The following is a 16778-nucleotide window of genomic DNA, read 5'->3' on the forward strand; positions in this document are numbered from 1 at the left end:
GACGACCTTTTCCCATATCTAGAAAAGGTCGCCGCCTAATAAAACACTCTATTTCATTGTATGCTTGATGGGACTATAACTGATAACCTCATACTACGAGCTTAATTTATAGATTCATTCATATCTTTCACTAGCATAGTCATATGGGCCAGTGAAATGTGATTGTTGGCTTTCAGTTCATTTATAACAGTTTTAATATAGTGTTCATTATGCTCTATCATTTTAGCAAATGACTGGATTGTGCGAATTACCAAATTATCATCTAATCCTTTATTTTTACCAGCAACACCTACAAGATGAACTCTCAACATAGCATAGATAACAGTAATTGAAACAAACTCCCCATATAGGTCAACAGAATTTTTATTGAGATTAGGGAACAACGTATTAAATAGCAAATTAACTATATAGTTTTCCAAAATGTAGCTCTTCTCTTCAAAATAAGGGCTATAAAACAATTGATAGTTCTTCACATAACTTTCTTTAAATAGTTTAATGTCTAACTTATTTGACTCCTGCCCTAGGCCAACTAGCATTTCCTCAACAGTTTGTAGATACCTTTCACTTGCAATCCCCATATTTATCCGATATTTAGTTATTTCATATATAACTTGAAGCTGTACATCAAGGTTGGAATTTATGCTGCTGATCCACTCCAGATACTCCGTATTGGAAAGTTTGACTCGATAATAATCGATTATTTCCCCTAACCCTGCACCATTACTCTGATCTATATTGTTTTGCAAAGCGTGTACAAACACCCCCAAAGATACAATACGGTCCGATACAGATAAAGTACGATTTTGAATTATTTCTATACCTAACATCCTAATAGACCAGAAATATTGGCCTAATGCGGTGCTTGATGTATGTTGGGTTTTGTAAAAAGGTAACGCTTCAGACAATTCAAAATCAAGCTCCTCAAAGTCTATACCCTTAGGCTCCAATAAAGCTAATCTAGCTACTTCAGGACAGGAAACCCTGGCTGAAAGCTCGTAGATTTGATCCAATTTATTTAAGTTTCTAGGGTAACTTGCACAAGTTACAGATAAAGCTTCTTCACCTAACTCCTTCTGTATCTGACACCATTTATCTTCAGTCAGCATGTTGCAACAATTATTTTGACCCATTAAAAATCGTGCATATATTTCATCACTTTTAAAATCGGCTTCCTTAACTCTCCTCATACTATTCTTCAGTTTGTTTTTCAGTTCAAGATCCTGAACCTTTTGATAATTTTTATAAGTTTTTTTGTCGATCGTGACCGCCCAACCTGAACAGCAAGTATCTTCACAGTCCCCACCAATACACTGAAAAGATTTCATGTACTCGGGCAGTAATGTCCTCTGCTCCATAAGCGCCCCCTATAATTTATAACTTGAAATTATTTATCCGTAATTCTGCTGAGCCCATACTGAAAGAGGAGACCTTGATTTCATTTTATCCATAGCTTGCCGCTTAATGGATTCATCCCCCACCATGCTTGCCAACGTATAGATTTTAAATATTATTTCAAATTTCTCTGTGATTTCACTGGATCTCATATAGTATTCGTAAGCATCCCCGTACATTTTCAACTCATTCAGCAAATCCCCAGTCAAATTATACACTTCTGCTTTATCTAGTCTTTTCTCAGGTTCCATAACAGCTTGCAAGGCCAGGTCGGTGAACTGAAACCTATGCAGCATTTTAGCCAGTTCAAAACGAAGCATTGGCACCTGAACCGCCTGAATCAGATATTCAATAACATCATACTTGCGAAGCATTAGCAAATCATAACAAAGATTGGAGAAATATTCGTTCAACTCAGGCGTAATGTCAGCTTTCGTTATTACTTCTCTTCGAATCAGCTTTCCAAGCAGAGTTTTATCTTTCGAGCGAAGATTATATTGGTCCACAAAGCTCTTAAAATAGGATTCATCTTCTGTGACCATAGAAGCAAATAATAGATCCCGTTGAGTCCCCTCAGTAATTTCCGGCAAAGTTAACCATAATTCCTTGGCCGACTCTAGTTTCCCTTCTACTTGCAAAGTCCAAGCTTTCAACTCATCATCCAATTTATGACTGATGAATTTAGATAAGCTAACAAATAAAGGATTTCTAAATAAATATAAGGCCTGCATTAATAGGCTAGCTTCCTCGGATGATTCGATTGTGTAAATGACCTGCAACTGCTTCATAACGTCCTCGGGATTGGAGTTGATAAACAAATCCAAAAAAATTCGCAAAGACGCTAAATGCATTTTATTTTGAGTCAGACTTTTAACGATATATTTCCGTGCTAACTCTGGCTGATTTAATTGTATATATATCTCTGCAAGATGTGCATGTGCCAAATAGGATCCTACGCCTTCTAAGGATGAAAAAAGATGGTCGCTTACCTCCCCTAGTTCCAAGCATTTTAGAAAAGTTCGCTCGGCATCCTTCCAGTACTCACACTTTTTATACACAATCCCCATTTGATAATAGAGGTCGGTATAAAATGGATAGAGTTGTGTCGAATCCTGTAGAACCTGCAGTGCTTCTTCATACCTAGATAAATCCGTCAAACATTGGACAAGGTAAATGATTAGCTTTGGTGCAAATACAGTGTCCGAATTTAACGAGTATGATTTGCTGAAGGCCTGAACTGCTTTATCCATTTCCCCAATGGATTTGAATTGTGTTCCAAGATTAAAGTATCCAAAGGCAGTTGGATTTACTTTCAATTCTTCTTCAATAATCTTCATGTTTCTATCATTTTTATCTTTACTTTCAATAATTACTTTATTGTAACCATCGTGATTGATATAAACCGGGATGCCGTCTCCTTTGGCTTCTGGAAAATCTAAAATATTTATTTGTTCATGAATTGCGCCTTTATATATATACCCAACACCTCTTGAGAACAGGCGTATAAAAGAATGTGTATCCACGATCCCTGCTCGGATTAGATTACGTATTCTTAAAAAGTAATAGGCTGCATTCAACGGTTCGAGAAGCAGTTTCTTACTATTTTCATCAAGGTACTCATCTGCATCCAGAGATAGAATATAGTCACCTGTTGCGTATTGGATTGCATAATTTCGTGCATCCGAGAAGTTACTAGTCCATTCAAAGTTATAGATCTTCGCATTGAATTGTTGTGCAATTTCTAAAGTCCGATCCGTTGATCCTGTATCTACTATAATAATTTCATCTACGATTCCCTGTATACTATTCAGGCATCTTTCCAATGTTCTTTCTTCATTTTTGACAATCATGCATAACGATATCGTTTGATGCTTCATTACGCTGCCCCTTATCTGTCATCAATTTAATAAACCTAATCTTTTCTTAGATGGCTCGTAGTTCATTTCACTGCTCTTCGCATAGCACTGTGCAGCCTCCTGTGTTTGACCGGTGATTTCATAGTATAGTCCAAGATTATAGAGGGCCTTATAGCTACCAACACCCTTGGAAGACTCATAACGTCGGGAGTCCGCTTCACCCAGTTCTAAGCATGCTTGATAAAGTCCAGGGAGCAAGTGAAATCGTGCGGCATCACGTGATTCGACAATTAAAGCCGCATATATATAGTATAGATCGGTATAATTGCGGTATTTTTCGATAGCTTCTGACAATATTCTTTCTAGCTCCATCCATTTTTTTTCTTTTAGTAGGCAGTAGGCATACTGTACAACCACACTGCTTGTATATTTATACTCATCCTCCAAGGTACTAAGAATGTTTAGAGCATCATGGAAATGCTTATTGGCTTGGCTATAATCTTGTGCAACATATAATGTCTTCCCTATTTGAAATAACAGATAGGGATCTTTAGGCCTGCTCTTCAATTCTTTTTGCAATAGAGTAAGATTCCTCTGTGTCTTTCCTTTTTTTTCAATCACACTTTTGCTATAACCATAATGTAGTACTGAGATTTCTGTAATCTTTGCTTCAGTTGGGATTCCGTTATAAGTTAGCTGCTCATGGATACTTCCTTCATAGCTATAGTGTCGTCTAGTAAAAATACGAGTAATGTACGTCTCACTTTGATCATGATCGTCTAACAGATTAATTATTTTGACACTCCCAGCGAATGGCGCTGCTTCATCAACACAGCTTTTCAACTCACGCTCACTGCCTACATACTGCTCATCAGCATCCATCATCAGCACCAGCTCTGAATTAGCTAATTGGATTAGTTCGTTACGTGCTTCACTAAAATTGTCTTTCCATGCTGTACTATACACTTTTGCCCCAGCTTGCTTTGCCAGTTCAACAGTATTATCCGTCGACCCAGTATCAAGAACTAGTACTTCTTCCACAAAGCTAGCTACCGACCGTATAGCTTTAACGATGTGTTCTTCTTCATTTTTTGCTAATATGCATACACTTATTGGAAGTGTCATTGTGGACATCACCTCATATTTTTTAACGGAGTACTTCAAGCAGGCATCCCATTTCCACTACATTTTTAACTTAAGAAAAAAGGAGTCCTTGAGGACTCCTTTTACAATAAATAATTATAGTGTAATCTCTCTATTATTTATACTCAAAATTCAAACTTCCCGTTTCCTGACCGTCAGGGTTGATAAGTTTCACCGCTACAACTCCTGGAGCCGCAGCCTGAGGTGTTACCAGTCTGACGCGGGTAGTATTAATGAAGCTCGCAGCATAGTTTACACCGTCGATGCTAACTACTGCTCCATTTTGGAAATTACTACCATCCACATATAAGATGGTACCTCCACTAATTGGCCCACTAGTAGGTGCCACGCTTCTAAGTGTAGGCGCTGGTACAGGAGGAGGTGCATCATAAGTGAACTGGGCCGTCACCGTTGCCCCTGTTGGGTTAGTAATCACAATTGGTACTGCCCCAGGAGCTGCACCCTTCGGTGTTACAAAACGGATTCTTGTACTGTTAACATAGTTATAGCTAACAGGTGACCCATTAAATGTAATGGCCAGTCCCGATTCAAGATACGAACCATCCACATACACGATGGTCCCACCAGCCAAAGGCCCGTTGGAAGGCGTCACACTCTTGATCTCAGGCTTGGACTCTTCATACGTATATGCATTGGAGAGTGTTGCCGATTTACCATCCGGATTGATGATAGTAATATCTACTGATTTAGCTTCAACTGACAAAGGTGCAATTACCCGAACACGGGTTTTGTCAACAAAAGCATATAGGTTAACTTCTGTCGAGCCAAAACGCACTTTCGCATTTTTCTGGAACTCATCTCCGTTAATCTCGACTATATTGCCACCGTTTTTGTTGCCGGAATTTGGTGACACAGAAGTCAACACCGGATCAGCAAATACTGGAGGTGCATCATAAGTAAATCCAGCTACTTTTATAACCTCTTTATTGTCGGGGTTTATCAACTTCAAGTCAACTGGGCCAGCTTGTGTACTTGAAGGAGTAACCAATCTCACACGTGTAGCATTAATGAATTGAGGCGCTAGTTCTGTTTCCTGACTACCTTGGATCCAATGAAGCTTAATTCCTGACTGGAAGTTAGCTCCATCAATGTAGATCAAAGTTCCACCTGCCATCGGTCCATTGGCTGGTGTCACACTTTTAATGGTTGGATCAGGAAGGGCCGGCTTAGGTTCAAAAGTGAAACCCTGCTCCTTAACTGCAGACTGTCCATCAGGATTCGTCACCTTGACATCTACAGTGGTCGCTTCACTCCAAGTAGGACTTTGTACACGTAATCTTGTTGCAGAAATAAAGCTAGTCGCCACTTCCGTTGTTCCGTTAAAAGCCACCTTAGCGCCAGACACAAAATCCTTCCCATCAACGTATACAATTGCGCTAGTATCCATGCGGCTTGAGTTCGGACTTATTGAAGTAATCGTTGGTGCAGGTGGTGGTGGCGGTGCAACGAATGTGAATGCTTGCGTAAGGACCGCCTCAGTTCCATCCGGATTCACAACTTTAATATCTACAGTCTCTTCTTGGGACCATGCTGGGGTCTTAACGGTTAACTGTTGACTGGAGTTAAATACAACTGATGGGCTTGCAACGGAATTGAAATATACCTTAACGCCAGTCTTGAATTCTTGTCCTGTCAGAATGACGTTCTCATTCCCTGTTGTAGCACCTTTGTCAGGAGCTGCACTTGTGAACAGGAGCTTTGGAGGTTCGTTGTACGTATATCCGTTCTTCAAAACAGCCGAGGTACCATCAGTGTTCTCAATAGTTACGTCTACTGGCCCCCATTTTGTAACTGCTGGCACTCTTACAAATGCACTGGTGGAGTTGTTAATTGAGACTGAGGAAGATAATTCCTCACCAAATTTTACAGTAGCACCTTTCATAAAGTACTTACCGGTCATAATAACGGTGCCTCCACCTGTAATTGGACCATTGTTTGGTGACAGACTCGTTATTTCTGGATTTGCGTAGTAATTAAAGCTACCTGTTGCCGATTGATTATCTGTATTGGTAACCTTGACCTCCACTTTCCCCTGCGTTCCAACTGGTGTAGTGAAAGTAATCTCTTTGTCACTCACAACTACAACATTACTGGCAGCATAATTGGCTACAAATACTTTGGCATTCGGCAGAAAGTTTTCACCTTGGATTGTAACCGTTTCTCCTCCAGTGATAATTCCTTTCTCAGGAGTTACTGTAGTAATAATCGGTGCAGGATACTTCACTACGAGATTTTGAGATGGAAGATTATAAGTCCGGTTTGCCCCAGTATAATCTTTATACTTGATGTTAGAGCCAACCTGCGTTACTGGGAAGGTTCCATTCTTGGCCTCTGCTTTATGACGAATTTTGTAGTTAAATGACAAAGTATTATTCTTTAATTCTAAAAAATTCCACGTTAATGTATTCCCTGACACAACTGGTTTTGGTATATTATTATTATAAGAATCTGGAACGATCTCGAACGTATCAGGTATTGTATCAGTTACAACAACATCATATGCACTTGCAAGGCCGATCTCCTTGACAATAGCTGCATAGATTTGAGATAGCCCTGTTGAACCTAATACAAAATGATGGTGATGAGAAGTGGTAGCCATGTCTTTCAGCAGCTTGTTTGGTCCACTAGCTTCTGGATTCTCAGATTTACCTAGGAGTGCTATAGTGTAAAATACAATTCCTTCATCCTTGGCATCATTGGCCATTTTCAAAGTATAATCATAAGCACTGAGCCCGTCCCCACCGATCGTTGCGTCACCATCTGTCATCAATACAATGACTGGTTGAGCATCCGGTCTGTGATTAGCAAGCAGCTCTTTTGCTTTTAAAATGGCTTTCCCTGTGCCGGTGCCGCCATTGGCAGTAATTCCATTAATATAATTTTTCACTGAACTACCATCTGATGTTAGAGGAAGCTCTTTGGTCGAGTCTGAATAATCCACAATACCCACTTGGTGCTTCGTTAGGTCCATCAAGTCGATAAAACCTTTTGCTGCCTCTTTTGCACTAGTCATTTTATCTTCTCTATCTGGATTATACTGCGGAGTCATACTACCTGATCGGTCAATGATCAGGATTACGTCATTAGGTCTCACCACATTGACCGGGGGAGTACCCGTAATATCCAATGTCACCTCTGTCTCTTCCCCAACCAGAATACTGGATGGATTAACTGCTTTTGTTGCATTAACATAATTCGCTGCCTCTGCTGTAGATAATGGCAGGATAGCAAAACCTACGATCGCTACAAGCAGAAACAAGAAGAAATTATTAAACTTCTTCATACGATACCTCCTACTTAATGTTTTTTATCAAAGAAGTACGAATCCGTGTAGGCAGGTGCTTCATAGTGCTCTGACATTCTGTGAGACATGCTGTGGGTTCTTTGCATCCGAGTCATGGCATTGGAGATTAATGATTGCATGGAATGGTTCAGTTGGGACAATATATGCAGCATATCTTTTTCTGACTGACTGTAAGGTGAATCCACCTTGGATTGCAAAGAATGATATAGTCTGTCCAACTCCGCCTCTTTTTGCAAATAAAGCTTTGCATCTCCAACATCCAAAATTTCCTCGTAGATTAGCTTGATTTGCTGCAGCGTTTGATAACGTTCCATATCAATTCCCCTTGCTGGTCTTTACAATTTGAAGAGCCTGCTTCCACGTTTCCGCATATCCCCTAGCAAACTCAATAACATAATCTAGCTTTTCAGGCTGTTTATTCACTGTAAACTCATTCAACAAAGATAAATAAAATTGATATAGGTCACGGAGTTGTCCAGCAATCTCATAATCAAAATTCAGCGTGCCCAGCAGTTCATAGAAGATTGCTCTTGCACCATGAATGCGTTCCAGCATCTCCGTCTCCTGATTTTTACTAAAATGTAACTTAGCCATATTCAATTTCCGATATAAATCTTCATATAAAAGGAGGGTCAGATCACCCGGACTCGCCGTTTCCACCTTGGTTTTCAAGTACTGTTGTTGATAGCTAGATGTAATCATAAAATAAACGCTCCTTTATATATAAAAGTTGAAAATGAATATGGCTAATCAAACAAATTAGTTAACCACTCAACTGTGAAGTCAGCCACGAACCTTGGCTGTTTAATTTTTGCAATGCAATCTCCATAGCGGTAAACTGCTTATAATAACGATCTTCGATAGCTTTAAGTCTATCCTCCAGCGTATCCACTCTTTTGTTGATATCACCTATTTTTTTACCCAACTGACTTTGGTCGGCTGCATCAGATGCTACAGTTGATGAGCCAATCCGCTTGATAATCTTATTAATAGAAGTAGTTAGAGAATTATAAAGTCTATCCCCATAGCCACTCTCTTTTTTGTAGTTTGGATCGTTACTGTCCAAATTACTAGTTTGGGTAAAAAGTTTGGCTACGCCTTCTGGATCTTTGTTAATGGCTTCTGTTAGCTTGGTCTCATCTAACTCCAGCTTGCCCAACTCACTCGTTCCCGTACCTGTAGAAAAGGGTTTGAAGGTTATTCCTATGTCTGATAGTGAGTCCATATCGCTGCTCAGACCACTTACCTTCTGGCTTAAAGCAGAGCGCAGTGAGCTAAGTGCATCAGTGAGAATGTCATCTCTATACAGAATTCCTGCCTTCGACTTTTGCTCCCACAGCTTAATTTGATCCTCAGTCATATCTTTTTTCTGTTCATCAGTTAGCGGTGTATAGTTTCGGTTGACAGTCTCCTTCGTCTTTGAGGTGACACTGGTTACCAAACTGTTGTATTGTTCTACAAAGCCCTTGATCTGATCGACAATACCAGCAGTATCTTTAGCAACCGTAACCGAAACTGTTGAGGTAGACACACCTTTTAAATCAAATCGCACACCATTTAATTCAAACGCGTTGTTACTGAAAGTCATGGGTTGACCATTAACTTCAACAGATGCGTTTGTTCCCTTGGCAGCTGTTGGTGTACTTAAGCCAAATAAAGAGCTGGCTGTTCCTCCCGCATCATTAATCTGAATTAAGGAGCTATCGCCCGTTGTACTACTACTCATCATGAAGCGGCCATTGATGCTATCGTAGCTCATTGTAACGCCAATATTTGAACTATTAACCTGCCTCATTACCGAATCATAAGTCGAATCAGCTGTCACATTTACCGTAGCAGTGCCCTTAGGACCGACAATTTCAAACGAGCCCGTAGTAGCCACTAAATCTTTGGTTGTCACATTTTTGGTCGTTCCTGCGACCATGGCACTTGATGCCAAACTGTTAACCTTAATGGAGAATCCTCCGCTTGTAGCGGAGGAGGAACTGGTGGCGGTTACTACACTGTTGTCGCTACTTGTCGCAGTTTGCTTTGAGAAAGAACTAGAAAACCTTAGCTTATTAACCAAAGTTTGGATATTTGAAAGGCTAGTATTCACCTCGCGGTATGCCTCTCGCTTCCAAGATATCTTGGTTTTTTGCTGATTTAGCTTATCCAGTGGTGAACGCTCAATTTTCATGAGCTGATTAATGATTGTGTCAGTCTCTAGTCCTGAAACCAAACCACTTAACTTGATATTTGATATAGCCAAATCTTCACCTCCCCAGTTTTTTATTTTCTCTCATCCAGGAACAAACCAACCTGCTCACAAAGATTTTGGACAAGCTCAAGATACTTTTCCGGAGGGATCTCCCTAAGTATTTCATTCGTTTGGGTGTCCACAACCTTGACAAAGAGCTGATTGCTCTTCTCGTTAACCGACCATTGCAACTTTGTATCCAGTCGCTGTAGCACCTTATTACCATGATCGATTAAATTTCTGAGTCGTTGTTCATTGATGATGGAGTTATTATCCTGATCCCCCTCATACAGACTCGATTGGAGTTCTGCATTATGACTAACTGTCTTCGAATCATATGATGGGAGGGCCTTATCCGGAAATGATCCCAAACGCATCCTTCTCAACCCCCATTACGTAATATAAGAAAGAGCCGACCGGATAATCCGGCCGGCTCCTGCGTTAATGATAAGATTAACGAAGCAACTGCAGAACGCCTTGTGGCTGTTGGTTAGCTTGAGCCAACATTGCAGTAGCAGCTTGTTGAAGAATATTAGTTTTAGTGGACTCAGACATTTCTTTCGCCATGTCTACATCACGGATACGGGACTCAGCGGATTGCAGGTTCTCTGAAGTAGTTCCCAGATTGTTGATTGTGTGCTCCAGACGGTTTTGTACAGCACCCAGGTCAGAACGCATTTCGGATACTTTGTCAATAGCCGCTTGTACAGATGTCAAGTTAGCTGAAGCATCAGCATTCAGAGCTGTAGTTGTGCTCAAAGATTTCAAACCATTAACACCCAGAGTAAGAGTATCAGCAGATGCCAGGGACAGAGAAATAGTGTCACCAGCATTAGCACCTACTTGGAAAGTCAACGCTGTATTAGCAACAGCTGTGCTCAGCAGGTCTTTAGTGTTGAACTTAGTTTGGCTGGAGATCGCATCGATTTGGGAAGAAAGCTGTGCAATCTCTTTATCGATTTTTGCAGTATCTTCTGTTGTCAAAACTTCGTTCGCTGCTTGAGTGTACAGTTCACCCATACGTTGCAGCATGGAGTGAGTTTCGTTCAACGCACCCTCAGCTGTTTGGATCAGGGAGATACCGTCAAGAGCGTTACGGTTTGCTTGCTCCAGACCACGGATTTGGTTACGCATTTTTTCGGAGATTGCCAGACCAGCTGCATCGTCAGCTGCACGGTTGATTCTGTAACCGGAAGACAATTTCTCGAGGGATTTGGATTGTGCATTGTTGTTAGCTGTCAGTTGACGCTGTGTGTTGTAAGAAGAGATATTGTGGTTAATACGCATGATATAATTCCTCCTTGGAATGTGTTGGTGATTAGCATCCTTGCTTCACCCATGATTAGGTGCATTTCTGATCTGCGGCCGTCAAAACCAGATATGCTGTCCATGATATATATATCGGATAGTTCATAGCAATGTTTATAGATTATCTTAATTTTTTTAAAAAAATCATTTCTTTTTGGGTACTTGAATTTGATAAAGAATATTTTCTATATTATCGTTCAAGTGAACTGCTTCTTTATTTTGATTCTGAATGATAGCATAAATCTCTTCTCTGTAAATACTCACATGGGAGGGAGCGGTAATACCAAGTCGGACTTGATCTCCTGATATTTCGATTACAGAGATTACAATATCATCGTTAATCATAATTTTCTCGCCCTTATTTCTTGATAAAATTAGCATATCATTCTCCTCCTTGTGAGGGATTGCTAAATAACGAATGACGAGTTGTATATTGGGAGCTATCCAATATAATTTGAGCAGCATCATTGTTTTTTCGGTTGATTATAATAGGAGCCTTTAGATTCACAGAAATATCCTGTGGCGATCTTACGGTAGTCACGACCCTGATCTCAACGTCTTCTTTAGCATCCAGCTTTAATTTTTGTATCCACTTATCCTCAATATCAAACTCATAGTCTGTATAAAAGGGAAAAGGGTCAGCTAATACAAATGCTAAATTAGCATCTTCAATTGATTGAAGGTATGCAAAATGACTTTCTTCATCAGATGAAGGTACAAATACAAATTTACGTTCTTCCTCAAATCCCAAAATCGGGCTTATAAAGTGAATAATAGATGTATCATCAATTTCAAGCTCCCCAAATCTAACCGTTTGAACTAGCATGAAGTAACCTCCTCTGAATATAAAAAAATAGCTATATGAACTTGTCCATTATAGCTATTGTAAGCAGTATTTCATACAACTGCATCCAACTGAGTGCCAATTGTACTAAAATGTATGAAATTTTTTTGAGTCAGGTAAATTTCTAGCCCCCCGGGACTATACTCAATAATTGGCTTATTATACTCTGGATCATATTTCACCTGATTAGCTGTATACTGAATATCTGTTATGCCAGGCGTATAGGTGATGTCGACGTTATCATAGGAGGCAGGACCTCTAATTTCCATGGGCCTGTCTTTCATGGCATTTTGATAGGCAATCGCTGCGAATGCATTCTGCTTATTCTCAATAGCCATCATTTGATCCCCGGCCTGAGCAATCTCCGCGATATTCTGCATGGAAGAATCCCACGCATTCTGTGCAATGCGATCCAACATCTCAATGCTTCTTGCCAACCCAAGAGCAGACCAAGCCTTGCTCTGATCCACATCCAACTTACCTGGAGTATACTCGATGTTCAATTCTCCAGATGCTTGATGCATATTAAGCTCCGCCTTAGGCTGTTGAATGCTCCATTGGCCCTTGGTTGTTTCCAATCCTATTTTGCTATATCCCTGTTGAATTTGAATTTTAGGAAAGTCCATAGGTACCCTCCCTTATCTTAAGAAATCTAGTAGGCTTGGTCTAATAATCCTAGCAATAGTATCGAGCGAAGACTGATAAATACTCTCGGCAGTCTTCAGCTCTGTTATCGCCTTGGCCATATCCGTATCCTCTACCTTGGATTGCAGGTCCAAATAATTCAGATTAAGATCTTCCAAGCGACTTAAAGTGAACTCCAGACGATTCTGCTTACCCCCTATCTCTGCTTGAGCACTGGTGATATTCTGTAGCGAGGTCTGCAGTTGAGTAATCACATTTTGAATCCCTGCTGTATTGTCATTATTTAAGGCCTGTTTCATATTATCAACCACTTTGAATAGACCATCAGCAGAGCCGAATTCACCAAATACAGAATTACCTACCATGTTCACAGGTACCGTTACACCTGCTCCAATCTGATATTCAACAACGCCAGTATCCAGAGTATAGTTTTGGTTGGCAGGATCTTCAGGATATGGCTTCTGGTCTACACGCTCACCATTAAAAATATACTTCCCTTTAAATTGAGAATTACCCAGGAGTACCAATTGTTCGTACAGTTGATCAACTTCTTGCTTGATATTGATCCGAGCATCTTCAGGCATTGTATCCGTTCCGGCTTGCACCGCAAGTTCAGAAAGGCGCTGTACAATACTTGTAGTCTCAAGCATGACACTATCTGTGAATTTCATCCAGGAATCAGCATCTTCCGCATTTTCGCTAAACTTCGTAGTGAAAGAGACCTCTTGACGATAATTCAACGCACTCGCAACACCACCAGGATTATCTGAGGGACGATTTAACTGTCTTTGCGTCAGCAGTTGCTCCTGATATTTATTCATGCGGTTATAGTTATTTTGCAAATTATGCATCATTGTACCGCTCATCATGGATTGAGTAATACGCATTTATATCATCTCCTATCTACCAACTACGCCGGTACCGTTAATTAACTTATCCAACATTTCATCCACCGTTGTAATGACACGGGCAGAAGCACTGTAGGCCTGCTGAAATCTGATAAGATCGGCCATTTCCTCATCCAGGGAGACACTGCTAACAGATGCACGCAGGTTATCGGAATGATTCGTAAGAAGGGTGTTGTTTTCAACCATTTTGTTGGCCAAATCTGCATCAGTACCTAACTGAGCAATCACAGATTGAAGGTATCCGCCAAAGGTAGACACATCCGTTATTGCACCATTGTTTCTAAGCGGATCAAAACTGAACTTTCCTTCAGACAGACCGGCAATCAGTAATGCCAATCCACCATTACCCTGCAGCACTTTTTCTGTAGTGGTGCCATTTGCATTAGTTACAATCTCTGTCCGCATCGAAGCTGCTATATTGGCCGCATCATTAATAATATTAGAATTAACGCGAATGTTCGCAGCAGTGATAGTAACACTATTATCCGAAGTGACAAAAAAGTTCTGACCCGCAGTTGCAGGGCTTTGGAGTGTGTATCCTAATTTATGCAGTCCATTGAGGCCATCGACTTCATATGGTGTATCTTGGGCTAATTTACGCGGATTCGTCGGATCCATAACCGCATTGGGTATCGTTACACCTACTGGAAGAATACTCCCTGCTGGTAAGGTAACGGAAATCTTGCCATTCGCCAAGGTATTTGCCATAATATCTAACTGCCGAGTATATTCAGCAACATGCACATCCCTGGATTGAACCGTACCCGCGATAGCACCCTGAGTTATTGCGCCTACATTAGCAACATTGAAAGGTGTAACTACATCATCATTAATGAGCTGCATCCCACCGAAGTTAACCGTATAGGCATCATCAGTTTCAATCACTTGGATATTTCCTAGTTCAGACAATTTATCTACCAACAAATCACGTTTATCCCGCAAGTCATTGGCATTATCCCCCATGGCTTCAATTCGTTTGATAGAATAGTTAATAGCAGCAATCTGATCAGCGTATGCATTCACATCGTTAACTTGAGAATTGAGTTGATCCGTTAAATTATTGCTTAATACATTCAACTGTGAAGCCACATGATTGAATGTTTCTGTTAGTGCTACAGCCTTCTGCTGAACAATTGTTCTAGCTGATAAGTCAGAGCTACTAGGATTTTTACTTAAATCCTGCCACGAATTCCAAAAGTCGGAGATTACAGTAGCAATACTATCCTCTGACGGTTCATTAATGATCCCTTCAATCTTGCCTAGTGCCTCTTGTTTTGTTTTCCAAGTAGAAAGTGTAGAGTTTTGATTGCGAAACTCAATATCCATCAAGTAATTGCGCACTCGGCGTATACTATCCACTTCAACACCCATCCCAAGTTGGTTAGGGTTTGTTGATTTGGTCATACTTGGAAATTCAATAGGGATCGAAGCAGTAAGCCTCGCTACTTGTCTTGAATAGCCCTCTGTGTTCGTATTGGTAATATTGTGACCGGTTGTACTTAATGCAGTCTGCTGCGCAATTACCCCACGTTTACCAATCTCAAGGTTATGGAACGTTGATCTCACTATACTCCCTCACTTTCTATGCCCTTGTGTCAAAATAACTTCTATTGACAGGTTCTACTTTTTGCTTGGAAGGATCATGATACAGCATGTGATCTTCCGGGTGATTAGTAAATAAATTCATTGAATAATCTATAAAGGTTAACGACTGTTCTACCATTTCCTTATTCACAGCATTTACAGCTTTTAGGGAAGTGAGTAGATCATACAATTCATCTTTCAGATCCATTAGATGTTGTCGATCATCTGGGTCAAACACTAAACGAGCCATCTCTGTAATGTTCAGGTTCAGTTGTGACTGAATGCCTTTCTCTCTAAGAAAAGAGTACAAAGCGCTTGTTCGTTCCTCTTCCACCTCGTTGATTTTTTTGATTAACTTTGTTTCTTTTAAAACACAACGAGATACAATGCTGATATCATTCGCAAGAATCCCCGCTTGCTTTTCTTTGGCAACATCAATCAACTCGGTATGAAAATGAATTAATTGTTGCAAGGTCCCTGTCACCTGCTGTAAAGTCAAATCTTTCCCCTCCTGTTATTCCTGAGATGACTTGAAATAAGGCAACAGCTTGTCGGCAATTTTGGATGCATCCACATGGTATGTACCCGAGGATACTTGTGCTTTCAATTCCTTAATCCGCTCAGCACGATCGGTGTCATTACTGCGTTGCAGCATCTCCATAGCTTCAGGAGAAAAGGACACCTCATCCTTGCGCCGGCTCTTCTTCTGTTCTTCCTGGCGTCCAGTCTCCTGGTTACGTTGGTATGGATTAATCGCATTGATGCGGTTGGTCTCGTTAATTTTCATAACTTAACTTCCACCTTCCTCATTATTTATAAAATACGTGGTATTAGAAAAACGTTAATCGGCGTACTTGCACAGATGAACAGGCCGTATTGGGCGGGCAATTCCTGCGCTTGCAGAATAGTTAAGCTCCGCTGCGATGCAACATACGGGCGCTGTACTCTTCATAAAAGTGTTTGGATTATTCGCTCAAATAAAAAAAACACCGATAAGCTTTACTAAGATTATCGGCGTGCTTTAAAACTTTTTGAATAGCTGTAATCGTTTTTAATTCCACTGAACTAGTAATCCCGCTTTTTGTCAATAGCATTGTAGGTAGCTGAACCCACATTGTTACCTTCGTCCTGTTTCTTCTCTACGGAAGCCCGTGTTAATTCCTTCGTAAGTCGTGACCTGCAGGAATCACACATATTATTCTCACGGATGAGTGTCCCGCACACCTCACAAGGATACATCATATTCGGTGCATTGGCGATGGAGATTCTTCCCTCCCGAATAAAGCGAGTGATCTGCTTGATCGGTACCTCGGTCGCATCAGACAGCTCTTGAATATTCGCACCTTTATTTTCGCGCAAATAAGCAACGCACACTTCATATTCACGTTCTATATCTTTAATGCAATTAGGACACAGCTCTCTAATGTTAATGGAGTACAAACGCCCGCAGCGAGGACAATTGGCAAGATTCATGAGTACACGCCCCCTTCAATAATCTGGTAGTCAACATCTGTAGTACTAATTTACCTTATTT

17 protein-coding genes are annotated in these 16778 nt (G+C 40.5%); all 17 read right to left on the reverse strand.

Annotated elements, in window-relative coordinates; all coding sequences use genetic code 11:
- Nucleotides 1-101: 101 nt before the first annotated feature.
- Nucleotides 102-1355 (reverse strand): flagellin lysine-N-methylase, encoded by a 1254-nt coding sequence (fliB, locus tag MKX74_RS25190; protein ID WP_341180137.1) that lies wholly within the window; start codon nucleotides 1353-1355, stop codon nucleotides 102-104.
- Between the two features lie 33 nt (nucleotides 1356-1388).
- On the reverse strand, nucleotides 1389-3242 hold the full coding sequence (locus tag MKX74_RS25195) for a glycosyltransferase family 2 protein (RefSeq protein WP_341180138.1): 1854 nt from the start codon (nucleotides 3240-3242) through the stop codon (nucleotides 1389-1391).
- A gap of 48 nt (nucleotides 3243-3290) precedes the next feature.
- Nucleotides 3291-4373 carry a tetratricopeptide repeat-containing glycosyltransferase family 2 protein gene (locus MKX74_RS25200; RefSeq protein WP_341180139.1) on the reverse strand — a complete coding sequence of 361 codons (1083 nt, stop codon included), beginning with the start codon at nucleotides 4371-4373 and terminating at the stop codon, nucleotides 3291-3293.
- Nucleotides 4374-4506: 133 nt separating this feature from the next.
- A complete protein-coding gene (locus MKX74_RS25205; protein ID WP_341180140.1) occupies nucleotides 4507-7695 on the reverse strand; it encodes an IPT/TIG domain-containing protein in 3189 nt (1062 codons plus the stop codon).
- A 14-nt stretch (nucleotides 7696-7709) separates the two neighbouring features.
- The gene (locus MKX74_RS25210) at nucleotides 7710-8030 is read right to left on the reverse strand and encodes a hypothetical protein (RefSeq protein ID WP_341180141.1); all 321 of its coding nucleotides are present in this window, start codon (nucleotides 8028-8030) and stop codon (nucleotides 7710-7712) included.
- 1 nt (nucleotide 8031) lies between these two features.
- Nucleotides 8032-8418 carry a flagellar export chaperone FliS gene (gene fliS, locus MKX74_RS25215; RefSeq protein ID WP_341180142.1) on the reverse strand — a complete coding sequence of 129 codons (387 nt, stop codon included), beginning with the start codon at nucleotides 8416-8418 and terminating at the stop codon, nucleotides 8032-8034.
- A 61-nt stretch (nucleotides 8419-8479) separates the two neighbouring features.
- Complete coding sequence (gene fliD / locus MKX74_RS25220; RefSeq protein WP_341180143.1) at nucleotides 8480-9967, reverse strand: flagellar filament capping protein FliD; 1488 nt, start codon at nucleotides 9965-9967, stop codon at nucleotides 8480-8482.
- Nucleotides 9968-9987: 20 nt separating this feature from the next.
- Nucleotides 9988-10332 carry a flagellar protein FlaG gene (locus tag MKX74_RS25225; protein WP_341180144.1) on the reverse strand — a complete coding sequence of 115 codons (345 nt, stop codon included), beginning with the start codon at nucleotides 10330-10332 and terminating at the stop codon, nucleotides 9988-9990.
- Between the two features lie 76 nt (nucleotides 10333-10408).
- Entirely contained in the window at nucleotides 10409-11242 is an 834-nt protein-coding gene (locus MKX74_RS25230; protein WP_341180145.1) for a flagellin N-terminal helical domain-containing protein, read from the reverse strand.
- A gap of 165 nt (nucleotides 11243-11407) precedes the next feature.
- Nucleotides 11408-11644 carry a carbon storage regulator CsrA gene (gene csrA, locus MKX74_RS25235; RefSeq protein ID WP_341180146.1) on the reverse strand — a complete coding sequence of 79 codons (237 nt, stop codon included), beginning with the start codon at nucleotides 11642-11644 and terminating at the stop codon, nucleotides 11408-11410.
- Between the two features lies 1 nt (nucleotide 11645).
- A complete protein-coding gene (gene fliW / locus MKX74_RS25240; protein WP_341180147.1) occupies nucleotides 11646-12089 on the reverse strand; it encodes a flagellar assembly protein FliW in 444 nt (147 codons plus the stop codon).
- Between the two features lie 71 nt (nucleotides 12090-12160).
- On the reverse strand, nucleotides 12161-12733 hold the full coding sequence (locus MKX74_RS25245) for a DUF6470 family protein (RefSeq protein ID WP_341180148.1): 573 nt from the start codon (nucleotides 12731-12733) through the stop codon (nucleotides 12161-12163).
- A 12-nt stretch (nucleotides 12734-12745) separates the two neighbouring features.
- Nucleotides 12746-13639, reverse strand: a complete 894-nt coding sequence (gene flgL / locus MKX74_RS25250) for a flagellar hook-associated protein FlgL (RefSeq protein ID WP_341180149.1) — start codon at nucleotides 13637-13639, stop codon at nucleotides 12746-12748.
- A gap of 12 nt (nucleotides 13640-13651) precedes the next feature.
- Nucleotides 13652-15226, reverse strand: a complete 1575-nt coding sequence (gene flgK / locus MKX74_RS25255) for a flagellar hook-associated protein FlgK (RefSeq protein WP_341180150.1) — start codon at nucleotides 15224-15226, stop codon at nucleotides 13652-13654.
- A 16-nt stretch (nucleotides 15227-15242) separates the two neighbouring features.
- On the reverse strand, nucleotides 15243-15743 hold the full coding sequence (locus MKX74_RS25260) for a flagellar protein FlgN (protein ID WP_341180151.1): 501 nt from the start codon (nucleotides 15741-15743) through the stop codon (nucleotides 15243-15245).
- Nucleotides 15744-15758: 15 nt separating this feature from the next.
- Nucleotides 15759-16031, reverse strand: a complete 273-nt coding sequence (gene flgM, locus MKX74_RS25265; RefSeq protein WP_341180152.1) for a flagellar biosynthesis anti-sigma factor FlgM — start codon at nucleotides 16029-16031, stop codon at nucleotides 15759-15761.
- Between the two features lie 278 nt (nucleotides 16032-16309).
- Complete coding sequence (locus MKX74_RS25270; RefSeq protein WP_341180153.1) at nucleotides 16310-16717, reverse strand: TIGR03826 family flagellar region protein; 408 nt, start codon at nucleotides 16715-16717, stop codon at nucleotides 16310-16312.
- Between the last annotated feature and the right edge of the window lie 61 nt (nucleotides 16718-16778).

Origin of the sequence: Paenibacillus sp. FSL K6-1230, assembly GCF_038002385.1 — a bacterium.
Taxonomy (GTDB): domain Bacteria; phylum Bacillota; class Bacilli; order Paenibacillales; family Paenibacillaceae; genus Paenibacillus; species Paenibacillus massiliensis.

Coding starts and splice junctions, on each gene's coding strand:
- fliB (WP_341180137.1), bottom strand. CDS start 1,355: ATGGAGCAGAGGACATTACTGCCCGAGTACATGAAATCTTTTCAGTGT.
- MKX74_RS25195 (WP_341180138.1), bottom strand. CDS start 3,242: ATGATTGTCAAAAATGAAGAAAGAACATTGGAAAGATGCCTGAATAGT.
- MKX74_RS25200 (WP_341180139.1), bottom strand. CDS start 4,373: ATGACACTTCCAATAAGTGTATGCATATTAGCAAAAAATGAAGAAGAA.
- MKX74_RS25205 (WP_341180140.1), bottom strand. CDS start 7,695: ATGAAGAAGTTTAATAATTTCTTCTTGTTTCTGCTTGTAGCGATCGTA.
- MKX74_RS25210 (WP_341180141.1), bottom strand. CDS start 8,030: ATGGAACGTTATCAAACGCTGCAGCAAATCAAGCTAATCTACGAGGAA.
- fliS (WP_341180142.1), bottom strand. CDS start 8,418: ATGATTACATCTAGCTATCAACAACAGTACTTGAAAACCAAGGTGGAA.
- MKX74_RS25225 (WP_341180144.1), bottom strand. CDS start 10,332: ATGCGTTTGGGATCATTTCCGGATAAGGCCCTCCCATCATATGATTCG.
- MKX74_RS25230 (WP_341180145.1), bottom strand. CDS start 11,242: ATGCGTATTAACCACAATATCTCTTCTTACAACACACAGCGTCAACTG.
- csrA (WP_341180146.1), bottom strand. CDS start 11,644: ATGCTAATTTTATCAAGAAATAAGGGCGAGAAAATTATGATTAACGAT.
- fliW (WP_341180147.1), bottom strand. CDS start 12,089: ATGCTAGTTCAAACGGTTAGATTTGGGGAGCTTGAAATTGATGATACA.
- MKX74_RS25245 (WP_341180148.1), bottom strand. CDS start 12,733: ATGGACTTTCCTAAAATTCAAATTCAACAGGGATATAGCAAAATAGGA.
- flgL (WP_341180149.1), bottom strand. CDS start 13,639: ATGCGTATTACTCAATCCATGATGAGCGGTACAATGATGCATAATTTG.
- flgM (WP_341180152.1), bottom strand. CDS start 16,031: ATGAAAATTAACGAGACCAACCGCATCAATGCGATTAATCCATACCAA.
- MKX74_RS25270 (WP_341180153.1), bottom strand. CDS start 16,717: ATGAATCTTGCCAATTGTCCTCGCTGCGGGCGTTTGTACTCCATTAAC.